Origin of the sequence: Rathayibacter sp. AY1C7 (assembly GCF_002931865.1) — a bacterium.
GTDB lineage: Bacteria > Actinomycetota > Actinomycetes > Actinomycetales > Microbacteriaceae > Rathayibacter.
Map to the genome: position 1 here is coordinate 87,216 of NZ_PSWB01000006.1, position 23,729 is coordinate 110,944.

Consider the following 23,729-nt stretch of genomic DNA (forward strand, 5'->3'; position numbering starts at 1 on the left):
CTCAGGCCAGCTCGAGCACGTCCAGCGTCCAGGCGTACTCGAACGCGATCTCGCGCCAGCGCTCGTAGCGTCCGCTCACTCCGCCGTGTCCCGCTGTCATCTCGGTGCGCAGCAGCGCGGGAGCGCCGACCTCGCGGAGCCTGGCCACCCACTTCGCCGGCTCCACGTACAGCACCCGGGTGTCGTTGAGGCTCGTCGTCGCGAGGATCCGGGGGTACTGCACGCCCTCGCGGACGTTCTCGTAGGGCGAGTACGACTTCATGTAGGCGTAGACCTCGGCGTCGTGCAGCGGGTCGCCCCACTCGTCCCACTCGATCACCGTGAGCGGGAGCGACGGGTCGAGGATCGAGGTGAGCGCGTCGACGAACGGGACCTGCGCGAGGACGCCGGCGAACGCCTCCGGGGCGAGGTTCGCGACCGCGCCCATCAGCAGGCCGCCGGCCGACCCTCCCTGCGCGACCAGGCGGTCCGGAGTGGTGAAGCCCGCGTCGACCAGGTGCCGCGCCGCGGAGACGAAGTCGGTGAAGGTCGTCCGCTTCGCCAGCGTCTTCCCGTTCTCGTACCAGGAGCGGCCCATCTCCCCGCCGCCGCGGACGTGCGCGACGGCGAAGACGACGCCGCGGTCGAGCAGCGAGAGGCGCGCGATCGAGAAGCCCGGGTCGATGCTCGCCTCGTACGAGCCGTAGCCGTAGAGGAGGAGCGGCGCGGGGGCCGAGTCCGGATCGGCGGCGTCGCGGCGCCAGACGAGCGAGAGCGGCACCCGCGTGCCGTCCTCCGCCACGGCCCACTCCCTCCTCTGCACGTAGAGCGCGGGGTCGTAGTCGCCGAGCACCGGCTGCTGCTTGAGCACCGTGCGCTCGCCCGTCGCGATGTCGAGCGCGAGCACGGTCGAGGGGGTGACGAACGAGGTGTAGGCGAGGCGGAGGGAGGGCTGCTCCCACTCCGGGTTCCCCGCCAGGCCCGCGTCGTAGAGCGGCTCGTCGAAGACGATCTCCTCGAGCCGCGCTCCGGTGCCGTCCTCGCGGAGCAGCCCGAGCCGGGTGGCTCCGTCGGCGCGGTACGAGACCACGACGTGCCCGGCGAAGGCGTCGACGCCCTCGATCCGGCGGCCCTCGCGGTGCGGCACCACCACGCGGCGCTCGCGGGCCCGGGCGTCGGCGTCGCGCGACAGGTCGGCCGGCTCCTCGACGATCTCGAAGTCGAGGGCGCCGTCGTTGTGCACGATCAGCAGGCGGTCGCGTCCGTCGACGACGGCGTGCTCGACCTCGTACTCCACGCCCTCGCGTCGCGGCCACACCGAGCGGAAGGAGCCGGTCGGGTCGGACGCGTCCAGCAGCAGGCACTCGCTCGTGATCTTGCTGCCGATCTCGATGACGAGGAAGCGGCGGCTGCGGGTGAGGCCCACGCCGATCCAGTAGCGCTCGTCGGGCTCGGCGAAGACGACCTCGTCCGGGGTCCCGGCGCCGACCTCGTGCCGCCAGATCGTGTCGGGGCGCCAGGACTCGTCGACGGTCGGGTAGAAGACGAAGCGCGCGTCGGCGCCGAAGGTCGCTCCGCCGCCGGTGCCCTCGATGACATCCGGCAGGTCCTCGCCGGTCTCGAGGTCGCGGATGCGGAGGGTGTAGCGCTCGTCGCCCTCGACGTCGGTGCCGAAGAGCAGCCGTCGGCCGTCGGCCGAGACGTCGAAGCTGCCGAGCGAGAAGAAGTCGTGCCCCTCCGCCTCCGCGTTGCCGTCCAGGACGACCTGCTCGCCCTCGAGCGGACCGCCCTCGGCGATCGACGGCGGCGTCCAGTCGTCCGGCCCGCTGATCGGCGCTCGGCAGTGCACGGCGTACTGGCGGCCCTCGTAGGAGCGCGAGAAGTACCACCAGGAGCCCTCCCGGACGGGGACCGAGAGGTCGGTCTCCTTCGTCCGCGAGCGGATCTCCTCGAACAGGCGCTCGCGCAGCGGAGCGAGAGGAGCCAGCACCGCCTCGGTGTACGCGTTCTCGGCCTCGAGGTGCGCGATCACCTCGGGGCTCTCCTTCTCGCGCAGCCACTCGTAGCGGTCGACCACCACGTCGCCGTGGTGGCGGCGCTCGAGGGGGACGCGGCGGGCGACGGGCGGAACGGGCGCGGTCATCGCTCCAGCCTAGGGCGAGGGCGCCCCTGGCCGCCCGGGGTGCCGCAGCGGCGCCGGGCGTGATCACAATGGAGCATGGCCAGCGGTGCGGAGAACGAGTCGGCGACGTCCCGGGCGGGCGGTGCGCGGAGAGTGCAGACCGAGGTCGAGCGCAAGTACGACGTCGACGCGGGCACCCGGCTGCCCGACCTGACCGGCACCGGGAGCGTCGCGAGCGTCCGCACCGAGGAGCCGGTGACCCTCCGCGCCGAGTACTTCGACACCGCCGAGCGCGCTCTGTCCCGGGGGCGCATCACGCTGCGCCGCCGCGAGGGCGGATCCGACCAGGGCTGGCACGTCAAGCTGCCCGGCTCCTCCGGCCGCACCGAGATCCACGCGGAGCTCACGGCCTCGCGCACGGTCCCGTCCGCCGTCCGCGAGCCGGTGCTCGGGCAGGTGGGGCGCGCGCCGCTCGAGCCGCTGGCAATGCTCGAGACGGTCCGCTCGATCACCCGCGCCCTCGACTCCCACGGGCGGGAGCTCGCCGAGATCGCCGACGACCTGGTGACCGCGCGCGACCAGCGCACCGGCCGCGAGCGGCGCTGGAGGGAGTGGGAGGTCGAGCTCGTCGACGTCCCGGGCGACGAGGGCGAGCGGGTCCTCGACGCGATCGAGCAGCGCCTCCTCGCCGCGGGCGCCCGCCCGGCCGCCAGCGCCTCCAAGCTCGCCCGGGCCACCGGCGGTCCGATCGAGGAGACGGTCCCGGATCCGCGGAACGGCGGGGAGGCGGCGCTCGCCGCGGTCCGCTCGCTCCTGCGAGAGCTGCGCGCCGTCGACCCGCGGGTGCGCCTCGAGGCCGACGACGCCCTGCACCGGATGCGCGTGCTCGCGCGCCGGCTCCGGTCCGTCCTCGCCGCCTCCCGCTCCGTGCTCGACCGTGCGGCGACCGACCCCGTGCGGGACGAGCTGCGCTGGCTGGGAGGGGTCCTCGGCGCGGCCCGCGACCAGGAGGTGCTCGCCGAGCGGTTCCGCACCTCCCTGGCGGCCGTCGAGGGCGCCCCGAGCACCCCCACCGCCCTGCTGGAGGAGATCGAGCACCGGCACGCCTCGGCGCTGCGCCGCGTCGACCGCACTCTGCGCGGCGGCCGCTACCTCGCGCTCCTCGCCTCGCTCGACGCCCTGCTCGCGGATCCGCCCCGCACCGCGCGGGCCAGCTCGAGCGCGACGGCGCTGGTGCGCCGCTCCGTCGCGAAGGACCTCGCGCGCATCTCCGCGGCGGGGTCCGCGGCGGCCGGCGGCTCGCTCGAGGCTCGTCACGACCTGCGGAAGGCGGCGAAGCGGCTCCGCTACACCGTGGAGGCGTGGCGGGCGGTCGTCCCCGAGGCCGTCGGCGCCCGGCGCCGCTCGCTCGCCGAGGCGGGCGAGGACCTCGCCGACGCCCTGGGGGAGGAGCGCGACGCGCTCGCCGCCCGTGCGCTGATCCTGGAGGAGGCCGATCGCAGCGGGGAGGGAGCCTTCGCGCTGGGGGTCGTCGCCGCCGAGGAGCGGCACCGCGCCAGGCGGGCCGCGAAGGCCGCGGAGAAGGCGGGGGACCGTCTGGGGTCGCTCTCGCGCTGACCGTGCGGCCCCGCGGTCGCTGTCAAGCCGACGGCCCGGTCACACGGACGAAATCCACGGCGGATAATGTGAATCATGCCTTCCGTCCGTGCTCTTCCGTCACCGCTCCTGCGCCCGCGCCACTTCGACCGCGACGACGTCGTGGTCCATGCCGGCCTGTTCTCGCTGGTGAACTCGAGTACGACGCCCCGCGCGGCCTGGACCGAGGACCTGATCGCCATCGGCGAGGTCCTCGACGCCGCCGAATTCCCCTACCGCCTCATCCGCGGCACCGACGGCTCGCCCTTCCTCGCGGTGGACCGCGTGCTCGGCGCCGAGCTGGCGACGCTGCTGGCGCGCGCCTTCGCGACCGAGCCCTTCTACGCCAAGACGGTCGACAAGCGGGGCACCCCGCCGCAGCTCCTGGCCGAGGGCGTGCTCGCGCCGTACCCGCGCGCCTCCGTCTTCAAGCTCTTCCGCCCGCGCGTCTCCTCGACGGGATCGCTGCGCTACGGCGCCCGCAGCGGCGTCCGCCTCGAGCTGTGGAAGGTGGGCGAGGAGGAGATCATCACTCCCGCCGAGAACGCGCTCATGCGCAACAGCCTCCCCGTCGCCGAAGCCATCGACGCCCACGTCGAGGCCTACGGCCGCACCTGGCCGACGTTCGAGGGCATGTTCGAGCCGCTCGTCAGCGACATCCGCTTCGAGGTGGACATCGTCTTCTCGTGGGTCGACGGCACCGACCTGGAGTTCCAGCGCGCCCGTGCGGCCCGCATGGCGAGCTACGTGGTGGGGGAGGGCGACGACGCTCCGGCGCGCTTCCGTCAGATCGACGAGCTCAAGTACGCCCTGCGCAGCGTCTACATGTACGCGCCGTGGATCCGGCACATCTACATCGTCACCGACTCCCCGCGCCCGCGCTGGCTGGACGAGCACCCGGACGTCACCCTCGTGCGCAGCGAGGACCACTTCCGCGACCTCTCGGTGCTGCCGACGCACAACTCCCACGCGGTCGAGAGCCAGCTGCACCGCATCCCGGGGCTGGCGGAGCACTTCCTCTACTCCAACGACGACATGTTCTTCGGGCGCCCGGTCGACCCGTCGATCTTCTTCTCGCCCGGGGGCATCACGAAGTTCATCGAGGCGACGACGCGCATCGGCATGGGCGACTCCAACGCCTCCCGCAGCGGCTTCGAGAACGCGGCCCGCGTCAACCGGCGCCTGCTCCGCGAGCGCTTCGGCGCGATGACGACCCGTCACCTCGAGCACGCCGCCACGCCGCTCCGCAAGACCGTGATGGCCGAGCTCGAGGCCGAGTTCGAGCCGGAGTTCACCGCGACCGCCGCGAGCCGCTTCCGCTCCGCGAGCGACGTCTCCGTCACCAACTCGCTCTACCACTACTACGCGCTGATGACCGGGCGCGCGGTCGTGCAGGAGAACGCCTCGGTGAAGTACGTCGACACGACGATGCACCAGGGGCTGAAGGACATGCGCAAGCTCCTCAAGAACCGCGGAGTCGACTTCTTCTGCCTCAACGACGGCAGCTTCCCCGAGATCTCGGCGGAGGCGCGCACCAAGGCCGTCATCGGGTTCCTCGAGGAGTACTACCCGATCCCGGCTCCGTGGGAGCGCGAGGACTGACCGTGGGCTGGGCCGTCGGGGGAGCGGTGGCCGGGCTGCTGCTCGGCCTGGCGAGCTCGCTCGTGTTCCCGGGCATCGGAGTGGGAGCGGGCGTTGGCGTGGGCGTCGCGCTGGCCGCGGCGCTGGCGTTCGCCGGGTGGCTGTTCGCACGGGACCGCGCCGGCGGGCGCTGACACCGCCGGCCGTGTCCGAGGACGCGGTCGACGCGGCGCCCGGAGGCGTCGGGGCGACCCCGACGCCCCGCCGCGCCGCTACGCGCTGACGCCCACCGGCTCCACGAGCGGCGGGTACAGCGCCTCGTCGCGGGCGACGGGGGCCGCCGTCGCCGCGGCGATCTCGACGCCGTGGTCCGCGAGGATCCGCTGCGTCTCGTTCGCCGAGACGTAGGACACCTCGGTCGAGGCGCCGATCGGCACCACCGAGTGCAGCACCGTGCCGTCGTAGACGTGGATCAGGTTGAACGCCTGGGCGCCGTTGCGGGCGCGGGTCGCTCCCACCGGCACGTTGAGGTCCTGGGTGTAGCAGGTGGCCGACGCGACCGAGACCGGGATGCCGGCGAACATCGCCGTCGACGAGTAGTGCAGGTGGCCCGCGATGATGCTGCGGACGTCGGAGCCCTCGAGCACCTCCGCGAGGGCGGGCTGGTCGCGCAGCTCCACGAGGACCGACAGGTCGAGCACGCTCGGCACCGGCGGGTGGTGCAGCGCGAGGATCGTGCCGTGCGGGGCCGGGCTGGAGAGCTCCTCCGCCAGCCAGTCGAGCTGCGCGTCCGAGATCTCGCCGTAGTGGGCGCCGGGCACGGTGGAGTCCAGCGCGATGATCCGGAGCCCGTTGACGTCGTGCACGCGGTCGATCGGCTGCGTGGTCGGGAGCTGGTCGAGCAGCCCCGAGCGGAACGCGCCGCGGTCGTCGTGGTTGCCCATCACCCAGATCACCTCGGCGCCGAGGCGTGCGGCCGCGGGCTCGACGACGGCGCGCAGCTTCGCGTACGCCTCCGGCTCGCCCTTGTCGGCGAGATCACCCGTGATGACGACGGCCTCCGGACGTCCGCCGGACGCCTCCAGCTCGTCGAACAGGAGCCGCAGCTGGGCCTCGCTGTCGACGTCGGAGCCGTACAGGCCGCCGTCTCCGGCGATGAAGTGGGTGTCGCTCAGGTGAAGGATGAAGTGGTTGGGCCGGGGGTACTCGGCCTGGCGGAGGGACATGATCCTCGGGTTCCACGATCGGCGGGAGCCGGATCACGCGACCCGGCGTCGGCACTTGCGCACTGCTCCAGCGGAGGCGACCCCGCTGAGACCAGTCCATCATCGCGGGGTGAACTCCGGGCCAACACCGGTCGGCGCGTCATCGAACGGTTCTCCCAGGTTGCCGGTCGCTGCGCGGTCCTCCCCGACCCCGAAGGACTGCCGCGATCAGAGCCGGGCGAGCAGCCGCGCGTAGAACTCGATCGCGCGCTCGAACTGGTCGGCCTCGACCGACTCGTCGACCCCGTGGATCCCGAGCTGCTGCCGCGGGCTGATCTCGAACGGGATGAAGCGGTAGACGTGGTCGCTGATCGCGTGGAAGTGCCGCGCGTCGCTGCCGCCGGTCTGCACGTAGGGGGCGACGACCGCGTCCGGGAACGACTCCTGCACGACCGCGCGGAGCAGGTCGTACGGCCCGCCGTCGCCGGGCTCGCCGGTGGGGGAGACGGGGGAGGGCTCGTGGGCGACCTTCACCTCGACCTCGACCTCCGGGTCGTCGATGACGGCGCGGATGCGCTCGACCACGCCCGCCACGGTGCCGCCCGGGTTGATCCGCACGTTCGCGGTGGCGCTGGCGCTGGAGGCGAGGACGTTCGCTCCGGTGCTGCCCCGCAGCTCGGTGATCGCGACCGTCGTCCGCAGCATCGCCGCCGAGCGGTTGGAGTGGGCGGCGAGCGCGCCGACGACGGCGTCCGGGTGCTCGTGCGGTCGTGCGTACGAGACGGCGTGGGCCGCGTCCGCGTGGTCGGCCGCCGCGCGCACCAGCTGGGCGATCGGCTCCGGGAGGGTCGAGGGGAACGGGTTCTCGGTCAGGCGGTGGATCGCCCTCGCGAGCCGCTGGGTGGCGAGCAGCCCGGGCGGGGGCGGCGGAGCGGAGGCGTGGCCGCCGACGTCGCGGCAGGTCAGCTCGAGGTTCATGATCCCGCGCTCGGTGACGCCGATCACGGCGATCGGGGTGGTGACGCCGGGCAGGATGCCGCGCCGCACGTTCCCGCCCTCGTCGAGCACGAGGCGCGGGCGGACCCCGCGCGCGCCGAGCAGGGCGACGACCGAGGGGGCGCCGTCGCCCGCCGTCTCCTCGTTGTGCGTGGAGAGGAGGTACACGTCGTGCCGGGGCCGCTCGCCCCGCAGGACGGCCGCCTCGACCGCCTCGAGGAGGGCGACGAGGGAGCCCTTGTCGTCGAGGGCGCCGCGCGCCACGACGGAGGTGCGGCCGTCCGCGGCGACGACCGTCTCGGCCGCGAACGGGTCGTGCGACCACTCCGCCGCCGTCACGCTGACCACGTCGTAGTGGGCCATCAGCACGGCCGGCTCGCCCGGCTCCTCACCGCGCCAGCGCCAGAGGAGGGAGTGGCCGGCGACGGTCTCGGACTCCAGCGCCGCGTGCAGCGCCGGGTAGAGCTCGGCGACGAGCTCCCGGAAGGCGTGGAAGCGGCTCCAGTCGGTCGCCGACTCGTCCGAGTGGGACACGGTGTCGACGCGCAGCAGGGCCTGGAAGCGCTCGAGCGCGGTCGTCGTCACCGGGCTAGCCTACGACGGCGGTGCCGGGCCCCCGGCCCCGGCGAGCGGAGGTGCGCGGTGGGACTGCCCGAGGTGTGCGTCGTCTACGTCCTCCGCGAGGGCCCGCGGGGCGCGGAGGTGCTGCTCGGCCGGAAGCGCCGCGGCCTCGGCGAGGGGCGCGTGGTCGCTCCCGGCGGCAAGCTCGAGCCCGGCGAGTCGCCCGTCGCCGCCGCCGTCCGCGAACTGCAGGAGGAGGCCGGGCTCGTCGCCCGAGCGGCCGATCTGGAGCCGCGCGGCGTGCTCGACTACTCCTTCCCGCACCGGCCGGCCTGGAGCCAGCGCTCGCACGTCTTCCTCTGCCGCCGCGTCACCGGCGAGGTCACCGAGTCGAGCGAGCTCGCCGCCGCCTTCGTCCCGGTCGAGGAGGTGCCGTTCGAGCGGATGTGGGATGACGCCCGCCTCTGGCTGCCGGGCGTGCTGCGCGGGGGCGCGCCCGTGCGCCTCCGGGTCGAGTTCGGCGCCGACCTCGCGAGCGTGGCCTCGTGGGGGCCGGCCGACGCTCAGACGAACGTTCCCGCCACCAGCAGCGCCAGCAGCGAGATCACCGAGGCGATCGAGAGCGTCAGCGAGTAGGCGGTGAACGTGCCCCGCACGGTGAGGCCGAGCACGGACTTGAAGAGCCAGAACGCGTTGGCGTTGACCATCCCGAGGAAGAGCGCGCCGGAGCCGGCGGCCAGGGCGATCAGCGCCGGGTTCACGTCGAGCACGGGGATCAGCGGGGCGACGATGCCGACCGCGGTGATCGCGGCCGTCGAGACCGAGCCGATCGCCGCGTGCAGCACGGCCGCGACGACCCAGGTGAGCAGGATCGGCGAGAGGGCCCGCCCGTCGAAGGCGCCGGCGAGCGCGTCGCCGACCCCGGTTCCTCCGACCACGGCGGCGAGGCTGCCGCTGACCCCGGTCAGGACGACGATCGGGCCGCTGCGGGTCAGTGCTCCGCCCAGTGCCGTGGCCACGGCGCCCTTCGGGAGCGTCCGCAGTGCCGTCGCGTAGGCCAGCACCAAGCCGGCCAGCAGCGCGATGTGCGCGTCGCCGAGGAACCGCAGGAGGGGGACGTCGAGCTCGGCCAGCTGGGTGAGCGAGTTCGCGGCGATCAGCACGATGGTGAGGGCGATCGGAGCGACGGCCAGCGCGAGCGGCACCCGCCGCGTCGCGAGCGCCGTGCCTCCCGTGGCCGCGCCCGCCTCGGGCTCGAGAGCGGGCCCCGGGACCGCCCCGCCCTCGAGGTCGCGCTCGTCCCGCCAGCCGCCGCGCTTCACCAGGGCGCTGTACACCAGCACGGTCAGCACGATGGTGACGATGCCCAGCGGGGCGCCGATGGCGACCATCGACGGCAGGGGAGCGCCCGCGATGCCTGCCGTGGCCAGCGCGGCGGCTCCGGGGACGACGAAGACCACGCCCACGATCATCCCGACGATGGAGGAGCCGGCCAGCAGCCCGTAGCCACCGGCACCGAGCCCCCGCGAGGCCAGACGAGTCAGCGGTGCGCTCATCACGACCAGCACGTCGGAGTAGATCGAGGGGAAGGCGACGCCCAGGGTCAGCGCGTAGGCGACCGGGAGCGCGCGCCGACCGAAGCGCTTCACGAGCCAGCGGGCGAGCAGCGGGGCCACGCCCAGCGCCTCCAGGAGCGATCCGAGCAGCAAGCCGAGCGCGATCAGCAGGCCGATGTCGCCGAGGACCGCGCCGAATCCGGACGTCATCGCGGTCACCGTCCCCTCGCCGCCCTGCCCCGAGACGAGGCCGAGCCCGAGGGCCGAGACGAGGAGGGCGATCACCGGCTCGACCTTCAGCACGACGATCAGGACCACGACGGCCACGATCGTGAGCAGGATGAGGAGCACGGGCCAGTAGTCGGTCATGGGCGGTCCTTCTGTCGAGGAGCGGGAGGGCCCGGAGACCGGGTCGCCGCGAGCCGTCCAGCCCCGGCCGTGGTGCGCCGCCAGACGGACGATCGCGCGGATCCGCGGAGCCGGGAGAACGCCGCGGAGACGCGGCGCGTCAGCGGAACATACCGATCCCCGACCCTGCTCCCCGACGTCGACGACTTCCTTCGTCATGCAGCGTCGCGAACACGCGGGCCGGATGCGCACCCTGCTACTTTCACCGGGCAGACGTCCTCGGGGGGAGGACGCAGCCGCATCTCTCCTCCGTGGTCACCCGCATCCGGACGGCCTCCGCCGTCCGACCCGCCAGGCGCCCTCCGTGGGGCGCCGCCGTCAGCGGGCCACACGACAGCGACGCGATCCGGCCCCGCCCGGACGCGCCCGAGCGCAGCAGGAGCACTACCCATGACGGCACAGATCATCGACGCGACCGATCTCGACGAGCTCCGGCGCGTCGGGCAGGAGCTCCGCGAGGGCGCGACCGTCATCGCGCAGACCGACACGAACTACGGCGTGTTCGCCAGCCCCTTCTCGCGCAGCGCCTGCTTCCGCCTCTACGACATGAAGAAGCGGGACGGCGCGAAGCCGCTCACCCTCTTCGTCTCCGCGCCCCGCGACTGGGCGACCTGGGCCTTCGCCCCGGAGACGGCCGACATGGACGCGCTCGTCGCAGCGTTCTGGCCGGGGCCGCTGAACGTCATCCTGCGCCGCAAGCCCGTCGTCCCGGACTGGGTCACCTCGGGCCAGGACACGGTGTCGGTCGTGCACAACCTCAGCGCCCCGATCAACCTGCTCTCGATATTCGCGGGCCTGCCGCTCGCGGCCACCTCCGCCAACATCAGCGGCACGGTGTCGACCGGACTCGTCGACTTCGACCTCGCCGCGGAGCACCTCGGCGGCGACAGCGACTACCTGATCCGCAGCACCACCGCCCCCGACTCCACGATGAGCAGCACGATCGTCTCCCTCGTGGGCGGCGCGTCGATCGTCCGTCAGGGCGACGTGGGCGCCGACGCACTGCGCGTCGTCGTGCCCTCCCTTGTCTGACCTCGGGCGCGGGGACGCCCCGCGCGGCCGCAGCGCCGCCGGGCTGATCACGGTCTACCGGATCGTCTCGCGCGCCTACTTCCACCTGCCCGTGGTCGCGGTGTTCCTGCTGGCGCGGGGCTACCCGATCCTGGCCGTGGCGCTGCTGCTGGCGCTCTACGGAGTGGTGGCGGCGCTCGCCGACGGCCCGCTCTCGCCGCTCACACGCCGCCTGTCCTCGGCGGGCGCGCTCGTCGTCGGCGAGGGCGTGAAGGCACTGGGCCTCGTCGTGATCGTGCTGGACGCGGATCCGGTCGCCGTCGTGATCAGCCAGCTGCTCGCCGGCTGCGGCTTCTCGCTGACGGCCGGGCGGGACGCCGCGCTGGCCTCCTCGCTGCGCGCCGGAGCCGATGCTCGCCGCCAGGAGACGCGGGTGCAGAGCGGAATGTTCCTCGCCTCCTTCGGCGCGGGAGTGCTCGGGGCCGCCTCGCTCGCGCTCTGGGACCGGCTGCCGTTCCTCCTCAGCGCGCTCGTGTCGTGCGCCGCGCTGGCCGTGGTGCTCCTTGCCCGCCTGCCGCTCGGCGCGAGCGCCGCCTCGGGAGTGGCGGCGCGCGCCGTGCGGCCGGCCGTCCTGCCCGCCGCGGTGCGCTTCTGGTCTCTCTACTACTCCGTGAACCGCGCCGTCCTGCTCGCCGCTTACACCTTCGTGATCCCGCTGCTGCTGTTCCAGGAGCTGCGTCTGACGCTGCCCGCGTTCGGCCTGGTGCTCGGCCTCTACACGCTCGCCGGCCTGGCCGCCGCCCGGCTCTCGCCGCTCATCGCCGGCACGCCCCTGGTCTTCCGGCTGACGGCGCTCACCCAGGTGCTGGGCCTCGCCCTGACCACCCTCGGGGTGCTCGGCGCCGCGATCGCCGGCCTGGCCCTGCTCGGGATCGCGGGCGGCTTCGTGCGGCCCGCGACGATGATCGCCCTGGCGCCGGCGATGAACGGGCTCGAGGACGGCGCCCGGGTCGCGGTGATGCGCGGACTGGAGCGCAACCAGGGGATCCTCCAGGCCGTCCTGCTCGTCGGCGCCGGGATACTCGTCCCCCTCACGGGAGGGACCGCGCCGACCCTCATCGTCCTCGTCGTCCTCGCGGTCCTCGCGCAGACGATCGGGGCCGTCTCGATGCGACGACAGGAGAGGAGGGCCGTCACCACGGAAGCGGAGTGACAGAGGAAGTCCGGGACGAGCCCGCCGGCGGCGTCCCTCATCCACGTGCAAGGAGTGAAGCAATGCAGCCCATCTACACGTTCTCCGATTCCGACAGATCGACCCTCCAGCAGTCGCTGCTGGCGGTCGCCATCGACCCCTACAAGGACTACGACCGCTTCCGCGACGCGATCGCCGCGCTGATCGACAGCGGCGACGTCCCGCAGGGCTTCGTCGACGCGCTCGCCCGCATCCGGCGCGAGCGCGACGAGAAGATCACCTACGCGCACCTGATCTCGAACAACCCGGTCGACGACGAGATCCCCTGGCTCGACCAGGACGACGCGCTCGAGGACAAGTACCGCAAGAAGCTGACGTTCGTCGGCGAGGGCCTGCTCGAGCTGCAGTCGCAGTACCTCGGCTCGCCGCTGCTCGCGTACGCCACCCGCAACAACGGCGACTTCTTCCAGGACGTCTACGCCGACAACCGCTTCTCGAACACCCAGACGCAGAAGACCGACGGCGAGCTGTACTGGCACAACGAGCGGACCGCGCACCCGGTGCGCGCCGACTTCATCTCGCTCCTGGGACTGCGCACGCCCGAGACCGACCTCGTCTACACGAAGTACGTCGACGGCCGCGAGATCCTGCGCTTCATCTCACCCGAGAACCAGGCGCTCCTGCGCGAGGCGGTCTACATCACCCCGTTCGACGAGCTCTCGCGCGCCCAGAACAAGAACCAGATCGTGTCGGACCAGCACGCTCTGCTCGAGAACGAGCACAGCTTCCGCTACTACGACACCCGGACGGTGCCGGCCGACCCGGACGACCTGCCGCACCTGTGGGCGCTCTGGCAGTTCCGCGATGCGCTCTCGAAGGTCAGCGAGCAGTACCACCGGATCCGCGACGCGGACCTGCTGATCATCGCGAACCAGGACGGCCTGCACAGCCGTCAGCTCGTCGACGTCCAGGACCGCGACAAGACCCGCTTCCGCTGGCTGCTGAAGACGTACTCGTTCCGCGACGCGGCGACCGCGGACCGCCACTCCGACTACTGGCTCGACGGCGTCCGCGGCCGAGTCACCGACTGAGAGAGAAGGAGAACGACATGACCGATCTGACCAGGAGCACGCCCCCGCACCCGCTCGACTTCCTGCCCGCGACGGCGCCCCTGGAGGTGTCCAGCGACGACGTGACCGACGGCGAGCGGCTCGCCGAGGCCCAGGGGAGCGGCGACACCAGCCCGTCCCTGCGCTGGAGCGCCGGCCCCGAGGGCACGCAGTCGTACGCCGTGACCGTGTTCGACCCCGATGCGCCGACCCTCGGCGGCATCCACCACTGGGTCCTGGTCGACATCCCGAAGGAGGTCACCGAGCTGGCCGCCGGCTCGACGGAAGTGGGGCGCCCGGCGCTCAACGACCTCGGGTCGCTCGCCTACGCCGGTGCGGCCCCGCCGCCCGGTGACCGCCCGCACCGCTACCTCTTCACGGTGCACGCGCTCGGAGTGCCGACGCTGCCGGTCGACGAGTCGACTCCGGCCTCGCTGGTCGGCTTCCATCTGACCGTCAACACGCTCGCGCGAGGCTCGCTCACGGCCCTCGCCTGAGCCGTCCCGTCGGCGCGCGCGGCGCGGACGGGCGCGCACCGGGCACCGGAGTCGATCCGGAGCCCGGTGCGCGTCCGTTCGCGGCATCACCGCCGCGGACGACGGGAGGCGATCCGCTAGGCTTCCGCTCGGCCGGGGCCCCGCCCATGGCGTCTCTGGACACCACGAAAGGGAAAGAATGACCAGCACGACGGTGATCGAATGGCGTGAGCAGGCTCCTGCGGAAGCGGTGGACGCGCTCTACGCCCCCGGTGGACTGGTCGTCTGCGCGACCAAGGTCGGCTACATCCTGATGACGACCGACGGAGCGGGCCTCGAGCGCAAGTTCTCGGCCAAGCAGCGCAACCGCAACAAGCCGGGCGTCGTGCTCTGCTCCAGCATCGAGCAGCTCACCGAGCTCGCCGAGCTCAACGAGGAGGTCCTCGCCTTCTACCAGAAGCACTGGGACCAGGACGTCCTGCTCGGCTGCATCCTCCCGTGGAAGGCCGAGGCCGTCGACCTGATCGACGAGGACGCCCGCGAGCTGGTCCGCGACGGACGGGGCACCAGCTGCTTCGTCATCCGCTTCGGCCGCCCGGCCGAGCAGCTGGTCGCCACCATGTGGGAGCGCGACCGCACCCTCACCTTCGCCAGCTCGGCCAACCCCTCGGGCGTGGGCAACCGCGGCCGCGTCGCGAACATCGGCGAGCGGATCGAGAACGAGGCCGACGTCATCGTCTCGGCCGACTCCTACGTCTCCTCGATCCAGCCGGACAAGGACGAGGACTCCCGCCACGAGCAGGGCGTCATGGTCTCGATGGTGGACGCCTCGGGCGCCCTCATCCCCGTGCAGGGCGGCGAGCGCTCGATCACCCCGGGCCCCGTGCTGATCCGCCGCGGCCTCGACTACGAGCGCATCATGCTGAACCTCGCCGAGCAGTTCAACTCCTGGGACTACCGCCAGGGCGAGTACTACTGATCCGGTGAGGGATCGGATCGACGGCCGGGCCGGGGCGCGCCCCCGGCCCGGCCGTCGTCGTTGCACCGCCAGGACTCCAGCAGGCCGTGAGGGGTCGTCGACCCCTCGCTTCACCGGCGGCCGACGCTCGCCGGCCCCCTCGAGGACCTCGTGATCGACGTCTCCGATGGCGCGGAGCCACGCGCGCTGCGCGTTCTCGGGTGGGCCGCAGCCGTCTCCCTCCTCCCGGTCGGCGTGACGGCGGCGCTGGCGGGACTCGGAGCGCTCGTGGAACCCGGCTTCGCCTCCCTCCTCCTCTTCCTCGCGGCGGTCGGGCTCCTTCCTGGAGCGCTCGTCTTCGTCCTCCCGTGTGCGGCGCTGGCACTTCGGCGATCGACGTCGACACCGTCGCTCGCTCCGGCCCTCGTCCTGGTTCCAGCGTGGCTGGCAGCCCTAATCGTCGTGTCGCCGTCGATAGCGCTCGTGGTCGGCGTGGCCGACGGGCAGCCGAGCGCGAGCAGTGTCCTGCAGGCGGTCGCTCCGGGCCCGGCGCTCCTCGTCGCCGTCCCGCCGAGCATCCTCGCTCTGGGCCTCTCCCTGCTGCTTCTCGCGCTCGGGCGACGGCGGCTCCGCCGGTCCGGTGAGCCACGGCACGAGGAGCGGGCGCCCGGATGGTACGAGTGATCGCGGGCGAGTCCCGCCGTCAGAGCTCCAGCACGTCGCCCGGCTCGAGGGCGTGGTACTCGCCGCCGCCCTCGCGCACCGCCCAGCCGAGCCGGTCGTGGCCGAGCGAGCGCCCCGCCTCCGAGAGCACCTGCTCGTGGGTCGCGAAGGCGTGCCGCGGGGCGAGCTCGAGCACGTAGTCCATCGCCTCGGCGATCTTCATCCACGGTGCTCCCGAGGGAGCAGCGAGGATCTCGACATCGACGCCCTCCGGCACTGTGAACGAGTCGCCGGCGTAGTAGACCCGGCCGTTCACCAGGACGCCCACGTTGTCGATCACGGGGATGCTGCGGTGGATCACCGCGTGACGGGAGCCGAAGAAGCGCAGCTCGAACGGGCCCACCGTCACGACATCGCCGTCGGCGACCGTCTCGACGTCGAAGCCCTCGGCGGCGGCGGCGACCCCGGCCGGGCCGAGGATCCGCAGCGACGGGGCCGCGTCGCGCAGGCGCTGCAGCTGCTCCGGGGTCCAGTGGTCGGCGTGCTCGTGGGTGAGCACCACGGCGACGGTGTCGGTCGTCCCCTCGACGGGCCGGGTGAAGGACCCCGGATCGATCACCAGCCGGGCGCCGTCCTCCTCGATCAGGACGGCGGCGTGCTCGAGTTTCGTCAGTCTCATGCCCCGAGCCAACCGCCTCGGCGGGCGGCGGGCAAGGCCGGGGCCGAGCGGAGACCGGATGGGCCGGGCGCTCGATTTGCGTCGATGCGGATCCGTGTGCAACACTCTTCGAGTTGCAAAAACGCGGCCCCATCGTTTAGCGGCCTAGGACGTCGCCCTCTCACGGCGGTAACGCGGGTTCAAATCCCGCTGGGGTCACCACGGCAACACGAGAAGAACCCCCGGTCTGACCGGGGGTTCTTCTCGTTTAACACCCGGGTGCTCGCCACGCGGCACCCGCTCGACGCATCGCGCCGATCGCCTCGTTCCCGCTCCGCCTCCCCGGGGCCGCATCCCGCCGGATCGGCGCTAGGATCGCATCCGCGAAGGGGAGTATCCCGCCTTTCCGCTCCCGTCAGTACGCACCGCCCCTGCGCGGCGCCGGGGCGGGACGGGTGACGCGGACCGGCACGGCCGTCCGCTCCCCGGGGAGAGACTTTCGGCCCCTCATCCACTCGGAAGGCCCCCATGCTCGATCTGCCCGTCTGGTTCGTGATCGGCTCGTTCGTCGTCCTGAGCCTGATCCTCGCCGCCGACCTGCTGCTGGTCTACAAGCGCCCGCACGTGCCGAGCCTGAAGGAGTCGGGGCTGTGGGTCGGCTTCTACGTGTCGCTGGCGCTCGTGTTCGCGCTGCTGATGCTGATCCTCGGCGGCGGCGAGCTGGCCGGCCAGTTCGTCGCAGGCTGGCTGACCGAGTACAGCCTCTCGGTCGACAACCTGTTCGTCTTCGTCATCATCATGGGCCGCTTCGCGGTGCCGGCGAAGCTCCAGCAGGAGGTGCTGATGGTGGGCATCATCATCGCGCTGGTCTTCCGCGGCGTCTTCATCCTGCTCGGCGCGCAGCTCATCGAGAGCTTCAGCTGGATCTTCTACCTCTTCGGCGCGTTCCTGGTCTACACGGCCTGGAACCAGGCGTTCGGCGCGGAGGACGAGGACGAGGGCACCGACAACCTGCTCATCCGGCTCCTGCGCCGCCGCGTCAAGATCTCGGACTCGTTCGACGGCTCCAGGATCCGCACCACGATCGACGGCACGCGCCACTTCACGCCGATGCTGATCGTGTTCCTCGCGATCGGCTCGACCGACCTGCTCTTCGCGCTCGACTCGATCCCGGCGATCTTCGGCATCACCGAGAGCCCCTTCATCGTGTTCACCGCGAACGTCTTCGCGCTGATGGGGCTCCGCCAGCTCTACTTCCTGCTCGGCGGGCTGATCGACAAGCTCGAGTACCTCAAGTACGGGATCGCGTTCATCCTCGCCTTCATCGGCGTGAAGCTCGTCCTGCACGCCCTGCACGAGAACGACCTGCCCTTCCTCAACGGGGGCGAGCCGGTGCCGGTGTGGGACATCGACACGATCACCTCGCTCGTGGTCATCGTGCTGAGCATGACCGTGGCGACGCTGGCGAGCCTGGCGAAGATGCGCCGCGAGCACCGCCACATCCAGCTGCACGACGGGCACCCCGAGGTCGTCGCGGACGACGCCCGGTCCTCCGCCGAGGAGAAGTGATCCCGCGATGACGACGACCACGGTCGACCTGCCCCAGGGGGCGCTGCGGCTCGCCGTCAGCAGCAGCACCGACGTCGGCGCCGTCCGCCGCGTCAACGAGGACGCCCTCCTCGCCGACGAGCTGCTCCTGGCAGTCGCGGACGGGATGGGCGGGCACGCACGAGGGGACCTCGCGAGCGCAGCCGCCGTCGAGGCGCTGCGCGAGAACCGGCCGACGAGCCTGGGTCCGGTGGACGCGGTGTTCGACCTGGTGGAGGGCGCCAACACGGCCGTGCGCGCGCTCGACGTGGGCGGTGCGCTCTGCGGCACGACGCTGACCGGGCTGATGCTCGTGCTCCCCGAGCCCGCGGGCCCGGCCCGCTGGGCGCTGTTCAACGTCGGGGACTCCCGCGTCTACCGCTGGGACGGTGCCGAACTCCAGCAGCTGACGGTGGACCACTCCGCCGTGCAGGAGCTCGTCTCGGCCGGCCTGCTCACCCCCGAGTCGGCGGAGTCGCATCCCGACCGCAACATCGTCACCCGCGCCCTCGGCGCCGACGAGGAGGTCGAGACGGACGTCTGGACGCTGCCGGTCGTGCCGCGCGCCAGCTACCTGCTCTGCTCCGACGGGCTGACGAAGGAGCTCTCCGACCAGCGGATCGCCGCCCTGTTCGCCCGCCGCGACTCCGGCGACCCTGCCGACCTCGCTCAGGCGCTCGTGCGTGCGGCGGTCGAGGCCGGCGGACGGGACAACGTCACCGTCGTCGTCGTCGACGCCGTGCTCGACGCCCGCGCCTGAGCCGGGCGACTCCGTGCCGCGCCCGCCCGGGAGGCGGGGGAGCGCGGTGCTATTCTCGGTCCATGCTGAGTGGCCCGCACCTCCTTCCGTGCCGCGACGAGACCTCGAACTGACGGCCTCCCTCGTCGCGGTGCCTCGCCCGGCCGAGCAGCGACTCCAGGAGGAGAAGGAACCGTCATGATCGAGACCACACCCGGCACAGCCGCGCCCGCGTCGAGTGGAGCAGGGACCGGCAGGAGAGCCGAGAAGCCGCGCACCCTCGCCGAGAAGGTCTGGGACGACCACGTGGTCGTCGCGGGCGAGAACGGCGCTCCCGACCTGCTCTACATCGACCTGCACCTGCTGCACGAGGTGACCAGCCCGCAGCCGTTCGACGGCCTGCGTGCCGCGGGGCGCCCGCTGCGCCGGCCGGACCTCACCATCGCCACCGAGGACCACAACACGCCGACCCTCGAGATCGGACGCCCCATCGAGGATCCGATCAGCCGCACCCAGATCGACGCGCTGCGCCGCAACGCCGGCGAGTTCGGCGTCCGCCTGCACTCCCTGGGCGACGTCGAGCAGGGCATCGTGCATGTCGTCGGCCCCCAGTTGGGCCTGACGATGCCCGGCGTCACGGTGGTCTGCGGCGACTCGCACACCTCCACGCACGGCGCGTTCGGCGCGATCGCCTTCGGCATCGGCACGAGCGAGGTCGAGCACGTGATGGCGACGCAGACGCTGCCGCTGCAACCCTTCAAGACGATGGCGATCACGGTCGAGGGCACGCTGAAGGAGGGGGTGACGGCCAAGGACATCATCCTCGCGGTCATCGCCCGCATCGGCACCGGCGGCGGCCAGGGCTACATCCTCGAGTACCGCGGCTCCGCGATCCGCGCGCTCTCGATGGAGGGCCGGATGACGATCTGCAACATGTCGATCGAGGCGGGTGCGCGGGCCGGCATGGTCGCGCCGGACGAGACGACCTTCGCCTACCTGCACGGCCGCCCGCACGCTCCGGCGGGCGAGGACTGGGACGCCGCGGTCGCCTACTGGCGGACGCTGCCGAGCGACGAGGGCGCCGTGTTCGACGCCGAGGTCGTGATCGACGCCGACGCGCTCGAGCCGTTCGTCACCTGGGGCACGAACCCCGGCCAGGGCGTCTCGCTCTCGCAGGCGGTACCGGACCCTGACGTCCTCGACGATCCGAACGAGCGCGCCAGCGCTCTGCGAGCGCTGGAGTACATGGCGCTGGAGCCCGGCACGCCGATGAAGGAGATCCCGGTCGACGTGGTCTTCATGGGCTCCTGCACCAACTCGCGGATCGAGGACCTGCGGGCCTTCGCTGCCGTCGTCGAGGGGCGCACCAAGGCCCCCGGCGTCCGCGTGATGGTCGTCCCCGGCTCCGCCCGGGTGCGGCTCGAGGCCGAGGCCGAGGGGATCGACCGGATCGTCACCGCGTTCGGCGCGGAGTGGCGCTTCGCCGGCTGCTCGATGTGCCTCGGGATGAACACCGACCAGCTCGTCCTGGGGGAGCGCGTGGCCTCCACGTCCAACCGCAACTTCGAGGGTCGTCAGGGCAAGGGGGCGAAGACCCACCTCGTCTCGCCCCTCGTCGCCGCGGCCACGGCCGTGCGCGGCACCCTCTCCAGTCCCTCCGATCTGGAGCCGGTCCGCGAGAGAGCAGGAGTCTGACCGTGCAGAAGTTCGAGACCGTCACCGCGATCGCCGCGCCCCTGAAGCGCGCCAACGTCGACACCGACCAGATCCTCCCCGGCATCTACCTCCGCCGCATCACGAAGACCGGCTTCGAGGACGCGCTCTTCCACGGCTGGCGGCAGGACGCGGACTTCGTCCTCAACCAGGAGCGCTACCGCGGCGCCGGCATCCTCGTCGCCGGCCCCGACTTCGCCATCGGCTCCAGCCGCGAGCACGCCGTCTGGGCGCTGCGCGACTTCGGCTTCCGGGTCGTCATCTCCCCCCGCTTCGGCGACATCTTCCGGGGCAACGCCGGCAAGCAGGGACTGCTCGCGGCCGTCGTCTCGGAGCCCGACGTCGAGCGGCTGTGGGAGATCATCGAGGGCACCCCGGGAATAGAACCGACGGTGGATCTGGTTGCGCGTACGGTCACCGCCGGTGGCGAGACCTTCGACTTCGAGATCGACGACTACACTCGATGGCGCCTGATCGAGGGCCTGGACGACATCGGCCTGACCCTGCGCGACGAAGCGCTCATTTCCGAATTCGAGACCCGCCGCGAGAGCTGGCGGCCCAAGACATTGCCGGTGAAATAGCGTGAACACACTTCTTCAGGACGCCAAGGCCCTGCAGGACGCCAAGGCGTCGGGAGCACGGGTGGGAATGACGACCGAGCGGATCACCATCAACGGCGGGCGACCGCTGGTGGGCCGGATCGAGCTCAAGGGGGCCAAGAACCTGGTCACCAAGGCGATGGTCGCGGCGCTGCTCGGCGAGACCGCCTCCACCCTCCGCGACGTGCCCGACATCAGCGACGTCCGCGTCGTGAAGGGCCTGCTCGAAGTCCACGGCGTCAAGGTGAAGCAGGGCGCCGAGGTGGGCGAGCTGATCCTCGACCCCTCCAACGTCGAGTCCGCGCACTTCGCCGACATCGACGCGCACGCCGGCTCCAGCCGCATCCCGATCCTCTTCTGCGGCCCGCTGCTGCACCGCCTGGGCGAGGCGTTCATCCCCGACCTCGGCGGCTGCCGCATCGGCGACCGCCCGATCGACTACCACCTCGAGGTGCTGCGCAACTTCGGCGCCGTCGTCGAGAAGCTGCCCTCGGGCATCCGGATGTCGGCACCCGAGGGCCTGCACGGCGCCAAGGTGTCGCTGCCCTACCCGAGCGTCGGAGCGACCGAGCAGGTCCTCCTGACCGCGGTGCGCGCCTCCGGCATCACCGAGCTCTCGGGCGCGGCGATCGAGCCCGAGATCATGGACCTGATCAACATCCTGCAGAAGATGGGCGCCATCATCTCGGTCGACACCGACCGCGTGATCCGCATCGAGGGCGTGGACCGGCTCACCGGCTACTCCCACCGCGCGCTCTTCGACCGCAACGAGGCGGCCTCCTGGGCGGCCGCGGCCCTCGCGACCGACGGCGACATCTTCGTCGGCGGCGCCCGCCAGCAGGAGATGACCACCTTCCTCAACGTCTTCCGCAAGGTCGGCGGCGCGTTCGAGATCGCCGAGGACGGCATCCGCTTCTACCACCCGGGCGGCGAGCTCAAGCCGGTCATCATCGAGACCGACGTGCACCCCGGCTTCATGACCGACTGGCAGCAGCCGCTGGTCGTGGCGCTCACGAAGGCCAAGGGCGTCTCGATCGTGCACGAGACCGTTTACGAGCAGCGCTTCGGCTTCGTCGACGCGCTCGTCGAGATGGGCGCGACCATCCAGATCCACCGCGAGTGCCTCGGCGGGCAGGCCTGCCGCTTCGGGCAGCGCAACTTCATGCACTCGGCCGTGATCTCGGGACCCTCGAAGCTGCACGGCGCCGACATCGTCGTGCCGGATCTGCGCGGCGGCTTCTCGCACCTGATCGCGGCGCTCTCGGCCGAGGGCACCTCGACGGTCTCGAACGTCGGCATCATCAGCCGCGGCTACGAGAACTTCCTCACCAAGCTCGAGCTGCTGGGCGCCGTCTTCTCGCTCGACGCGTAGCCGCCCACCGGGACCCCGGGCCGCTGAGGACGACCGTCCTCAGCGGCCCGGGGTCCTGTCGCGCCCGGGCGCGCCCCACGCGGGCGGTTCCGCGTCCTCCTCCAGGCGTCCCCGGATCCGCTTCTCGAGGAGCGCGAGCGTCGTCTCCGGCGCGGGCCGGAGGCTCAGCGGTCCGGGCGACTCGACCAGGACCAGCGTGAGGCGTCCGCGCCGCGTGCCGGCCAGGACGACCTCGAGGGCCTCGCGCGGACGCAGGCCCACCAGCACCCACCGCCGCTCCAGCCGCGCGATCCGCGCCCAGGGCACGACGACGCCCCAGTCGCCGAAGGAGACGGTCAGTCCCCGGCGGCGCGGCACGACCACCGCGTAGGGCCGCAGCGTCGGCAGCGGGAACCGCGGCTCGACACGACGGAGGCCCGCTCCGAGCCGGCCGCGTCCGAGGACCGCGACGCCGCCGGTCGCCTCCGCCTCGACGTGGGCGAGCGGTGCCACCGCCACGCGCCAGAGGGCGTCGACCCCGCCGATCACGAGGGCGACGGCCGCCGAGCCGCCGACGAGGACCGCGAGCGTCAGCAGGAGGCCGTCGCCGAGCGCGGCCGCGTCGCGTCCGGCCTGCGTGGCGAGCAGCACGACTCCCCACACGAGCAGGAGCACCAGGCCGGACTGCGCGATCGGCGAGTCGGCGAGGCGGCCGAGCGCTCGGCCGACGGCGTCCCACGGCGACGGGCGGCGACGCGGACGGGGCGTGCCGGTACCGTACCCGGCGGCCGGGCCGCTCCTCCCACCGCGGGGCCCCGCTGCTCCCGGGCGTGGGGACGCGGCCCCTCCGATGCGGGATGCGAGGATGGGCGGGTGTCTGAGCGAAGCCGTCCGTCCATCTTCTGGTTCCTCGCGGCGGCGGTGATCCCCGTGATGACCGCCTCGGTCGACCTGCGGATCCGGAACGGCGACAAGATCCCGAGCACCGGAGCCTTCGTGTTCGCGCCGAACCACTACAGCGAGATCGACCCGATCATCACGGGCTGGACCCTGTGGCGCGCCGGCCGCGCACCGCGCTTCCTCGCCAAGGCCTCGCTGTTCTCGGTGCCCGTGCTCGGCTCGATCCTGCGCGGCTCCGGGCAGATCCCCGTCGAGCGCTCGGGCTCGGTCCGCGGCAGCGAGCCGCTGAAGACCGCCAAGGCTCTCGTGGACGAGGGCCGCTCGGTCATCATCTACCCCGAGGGCACCCTCACCCGCGACCCCGAGCTCTGGCCGATGCGCGGCAAGACGGGAGCGGTGCGGATGGCGCTGCAGTACGGCCTGCCTGTCGTCCCGGTCGCGCACTGGGGTGCGCAGCAGCTGATGGGCCGCTACTCCAAGCGGATCACCCTCTTCCGCCGCAAGCGCGTCGACGTGATCGTCGGCGACCCCGTCGACCTGTCCGCCTTCCGCGGACGCAGCCTCGACTCCGCCACACTCAACGAGGCCTCCGCGGTCGTGATGGCGGCGATCACCGCCCTGCTCGAGGAGCTGCGCGGCGAGGCGGCGCCCGAGAAGCGCTGGAACCCCTCCGAGCACAACCAGAAGGGCACGGGTCGCTTTGAGTCCGAGCAGTAGGAAGGCGCCCATC

The 23,729-nt window shown here is 72.4% G+C and carries 22 protein-coding genes and 1 tRNA gene; 17 read left to right on the plus strand and 6 right to left on the minus strand.

Features of this window, described 5'->3' with window-relative positions; genetic code table 11:
* Window position 1: 1 nt before the first annotated feature.
* Window positions 2-2,122, minus strand: coding sequence for a S9 family peptidase (locus C5C69_RS04980; RefSeq protein WP_104233780.1), 2,121 nt, complete (start codon window positions 2,120-2,122; stop codon window positions 2-4).
* Between the two features lie 75 nt (window positions 2,123-2,197).
* On the opposite strand from C5C69_RS04980, the gene C5C69_RS04985 reads away from it, so the two are divergent.
* The 3 genes from C5C69_RS04985 to C5C69_RS16895 all read left to right on the plus strand — a co-directional run bounded on the left by C5C69_RS04985 (window position 2,198) and on the right by C5C69_RS16895 (window position 5,511).
* On the plus strand, window positions 2,198-3,718 hold the full coding sequence (locus C5C69_RS04985; protein ID WP_104233779.1) for a CYTH and CHAD domain-containing protein: 1,521 nt from the start codon (window positions 2,198-2,200) through the stop codon (window positions 3,716-3,718).
* Between the two features lie 75 nt (window positions 3,719-3,793).
* Window positions 3,794-5,338, plus strand: coding sequence for a stealth family protein (locus C5C69_RS04990; protein WP_104233778.1), 1,545 nt, complete (start codon window positions 3,794-3,796; stop codon window positions 5,336-5,338).
* 2 nt (window positions 5,339-5,340) lie between these two features.
* On the plus strand, window positions 5,341-5,511 hold the full coding sequence (locus C5C69_RS16895; RefSeq protein WP_159939285.1) for a hypothetical protein: 171 nt from the start codon (window positions 5,341-5,343) through the stop codon (window positions 5,509-5,511).
* Window positions 5,512-5,589: 78 nt separating this feature from the next.
* On the opposite strand, the gene C5C69_RS04995 is transcribed toward C5C69_RS16895, so the two are convergent.
* Together C5C69_RS04995 and C5C69_RS05000 are read right to left on the minus strand one after the other, a co-directional pair.
* Window positions 5,590-6,543: a phosphodiesterase gene (locus C5C69_RS04995; protein WP_104233777.1), complete on the minus strand. Its 954-nt coding sequence runs from the start codon at window positions 6,541-6,543 to the stop codon at window positions 5,590-5,592.
* Between the two features lie 207 nt (window positions 6,544-6,750).
* Window positions 6,751-8,103, minus strand: a complete 1,353-nt coding sequence (locus C5C69_RS05000) for a M20/M25/M40 family metallo-hydrolase (protein WP_104233776.1) — start codon at window positions 8,101-8,103, stop codon at window positions 6,751-6,753.
* 57 nt (window positions 8,104-8,160) lie between these two features.
* On the opposite strand from C5C69_RS05000, the gene C5C69_RS05005 reads away from it, so the two are divergent.
* Window positions 8,161-8,715 carry an 8-oxo-dGTP diphosphatase gene (locus C5C69_RS05005; protein WP_181065444.1) on the plus strand — a complete coding sequence of 185 codons (555 nt, stop codon included), beginning with the start codon at window positions 8,161-8,163 and terminating at the stop codon, window positions 8,713-8,715.
* On the opposite strand, the gene C5C69_RS05010 is transcribed toward C5C69_RS05005, so the two are convergent.
* The gene (locus C5C69_RS05010; protein WP_181028702.1) at window positions 8,643-10,004 is read right to left on the minus strand and encodes a GntP family permease; all 1,362 of its coding nucleotides are present in this window, start codon (window positions 10,002-10,004) and stop codon (window positions 8,643-8,645) included. The genes C5C69_RS05005 and C5C69_RS05010 overlap by 73 nt on opposite strands.
* Window positions 10,005-10,433: 429 nt before the next feature.
* Between C5C69_RS05010 and C5C69_RS05015 the strand changes: the two genes are divergently transcribed.
* From C5C69_RS05015 to C5C69_RS05040, 6 genes are all read left to right on the plus strand, one after another.
* Window positions 10,434-11,075, plus strand: a complete 642-nt coding sequence (locus tag C5C69_RS05015; RefSeq protein ID WP_104225616.1) for an L-threonylcarbamoyladenylate synthase — start codon at window positions 10,434-10,436, stop codon at window positions 11,073-11,075.
* Window positions 11,068-12,267, plus strand: a complete 1,200-nt coding sequence (locus tag C5C69_RS05020; RefSeq protein WP_104233774.1) for a hypothetical protein — start codon at window positions 11,068-11,070, stop codon at window positions 12,265-12,267. Before C5C69_RS05015 ends, C5C69_RS05020 begins: the two co-directional genes overlap by 8 nt.
* A gap of 62 nt (window positions 12,268-12,329) precedes the next feature.
* Complete coding sequence (locus C5C69_RS05025; RefSeq protein ID WP_104223082.1) at window positions 12,330-13,337, plus strand: TauD/TfdA family dioxygenase; 1,008 nt, start codon at window positions 12,330-12,332, stop codon at window positions 13,335-13,337.
* A 17-nt stretch (window positions 13,338-13,354) separates the two neighbouring features.
* Window positions 13,355-13,852 carry a YbhB/YbcL family Raf kinase inhibitor-like protein gene (locus tag C5C69_RS05030; RefSeq protein WP_104223083.1) on the plus strand — a complete coding sequence of 166 codons (498 nt, stop codon included), beginning with the start codon at window positions 13,355-13,357 and terminating at the stop codon, window positions 13,850-13,852.
* Window positions 13,853-14,030: 178 nt separating this feature from the next.
* Window positions 14,031-14,810: an L-threonylcarbamoyladenylate synthase gene (locus C5C69_RS05035; protein WP_104223084.1), complete on the plus strand. Its 780-nt coding sequence runs from the start codon at window positions 14,031-14,033 to the stop codon at window positions 14,808-14,810.
* Between the two features lie 150 nt (window positions 14,811-14,960).
* Window positions 14,961-15,473: a hypothetical protein gene (locus C5C69_RS05040; protein WP_104233773.1), complete on the plus strand. Its 513-nt coding sequence runs from the start codon at window positions 14,961-14,963 to the stop codon at window positions 15,471-15,473.
* 19 nt (window positions 15,474-15,492) lie between these two features.
* Here the strand turns inward: C5C69_RS05040 and C5C69_RS05045 are convergent, their stop codons facing one another.
* Window positions 15,493-16,131 carry an MBL fold metallo-hydrolase gene (locus tag C5C69_RS05045; protein WP_104225619.1) on the minus strand — a complete coding sequence of 213 codons (639 nt, stop codon included), beginning with the start codon at window positions 16,129-16,131 and terminating at the stop codon, window positions 15,493-15,495.
* Window positions 16,132-16,256: 125 nt separating this feature from the next.
* On the opposite strand from C5C69_RS05045, the gene C5C69_RS05050 reads away from it, so the two are divergent.
* From C5C69_RS05050 to murA, 6 genes are all read left to right on the plus strand, one after another.
* A tRNA-Glu gene (locus C5C69_RS05050) sits at window positions 16,257-16,332 on the plus strand.
* Window positions 16,333-16,638: 306 nt separating this feature from the next.
* Complete coding sequence (locus C5C69_RS05055; protein WP_104223086.1) at window positions 16,639-17,679, plus strand: TerC family protein; 1,041 nt, start codon at window positions 16,639-16,641, stop codon at window positions 17,677-17,679.
* A gap of 7 nt (window positions 17,680-17,686) precedes the next feature.
* Complete coding sequence (locus C5C69_RS05060; RefSeq protein ID WP_104223087.1) at window positions 17,687-18,457, plus strand: PP2C family serine/threonine-protein phosphatase; 771 nt, start codon at window positions 17,687-17,689, stop codon at window positions 18,455-18,457.
* A 177-nt stretch (window positions 18,458-18,634) separates the two neighbouring features.
* Window positions 18,635-20,131, plus strand: a complete 1,497-nt coding sequence (gene leuC, locus C5C69_RS05065) for a 3-isopropylmalate dehydratase large subunit (RefSeq protein ID WP_104223088.1) — start codon at window positions 18,635-18,637, stop codon at window positions 20,129-20,131.
* Between the two features lie 2 nt (window positions 20,132-20,133).
* Window positions 20,134-20,730 (plus strand): 3-isopropylmalate dehydratase small subunit, encoded by a 597-nt coding sequence (leuD, locus tag C5C69_RS05070; protein WP_104223089.1) that lies wholly within the window; start codon window positions 20,134-20,136, stop codon window positions 20,728-20,730.
* 67 nt (window positions 20,731-20,797) lie between these two features.
* Window positions 20,798-22,120: a UDP-N-acetylglucosamine 1-carboxyvinyltransferase gene (murA, locus tag C5C69_RS05075; protein ID WP_181067830.1), complete on the plus strand. Its 1,323-nt coding sequence runs from the start codon at window positions 20,798-20,800 to the stop codon at window positions 22,118-22,120.
* A gap of 39 nt (window positions 22,121-22,159) precedes the next feature.
* Here murA and C5C69_RS05080 read toward each other — a convergent pair whose 3' ends face one another.
* Window positions 22,160-22,774 carry a hypothetical protein gene (locus C5C69_RS05080; protein ID WP_104233771.1) on the minus strand — a complete coding sequence of 205 codons (615 nt, stop codon included), beginning with the start codon at window positions 22,772-22,774 and terminating at the stop codon, window positions 22,160-22,162.
* A 198-nt stretch (window positions 22,775-22,972) separates the two neighbouring features.
* Here C5C69_RS05080 and C5C69_RS05085 point away from each other — a divergent pair, with 198 nt between their 5' ends.
* Window positions 22,973-23,716 carry a 1-acyl-sn-glycerol-3-phosphate acyltransferase gene (locus C5C69_RS05085; protein WP_244229445.1) on the plus strand — a complete coding sequence of 248 codons (744 nt, stop codon included), beginning with the start codon at window positions 22,973-22,975 and terminating at the stop codon, window positions 23,714-23,716.
* Window positions 23,717-23,729 lie beyond the last annotated feature (13 nt).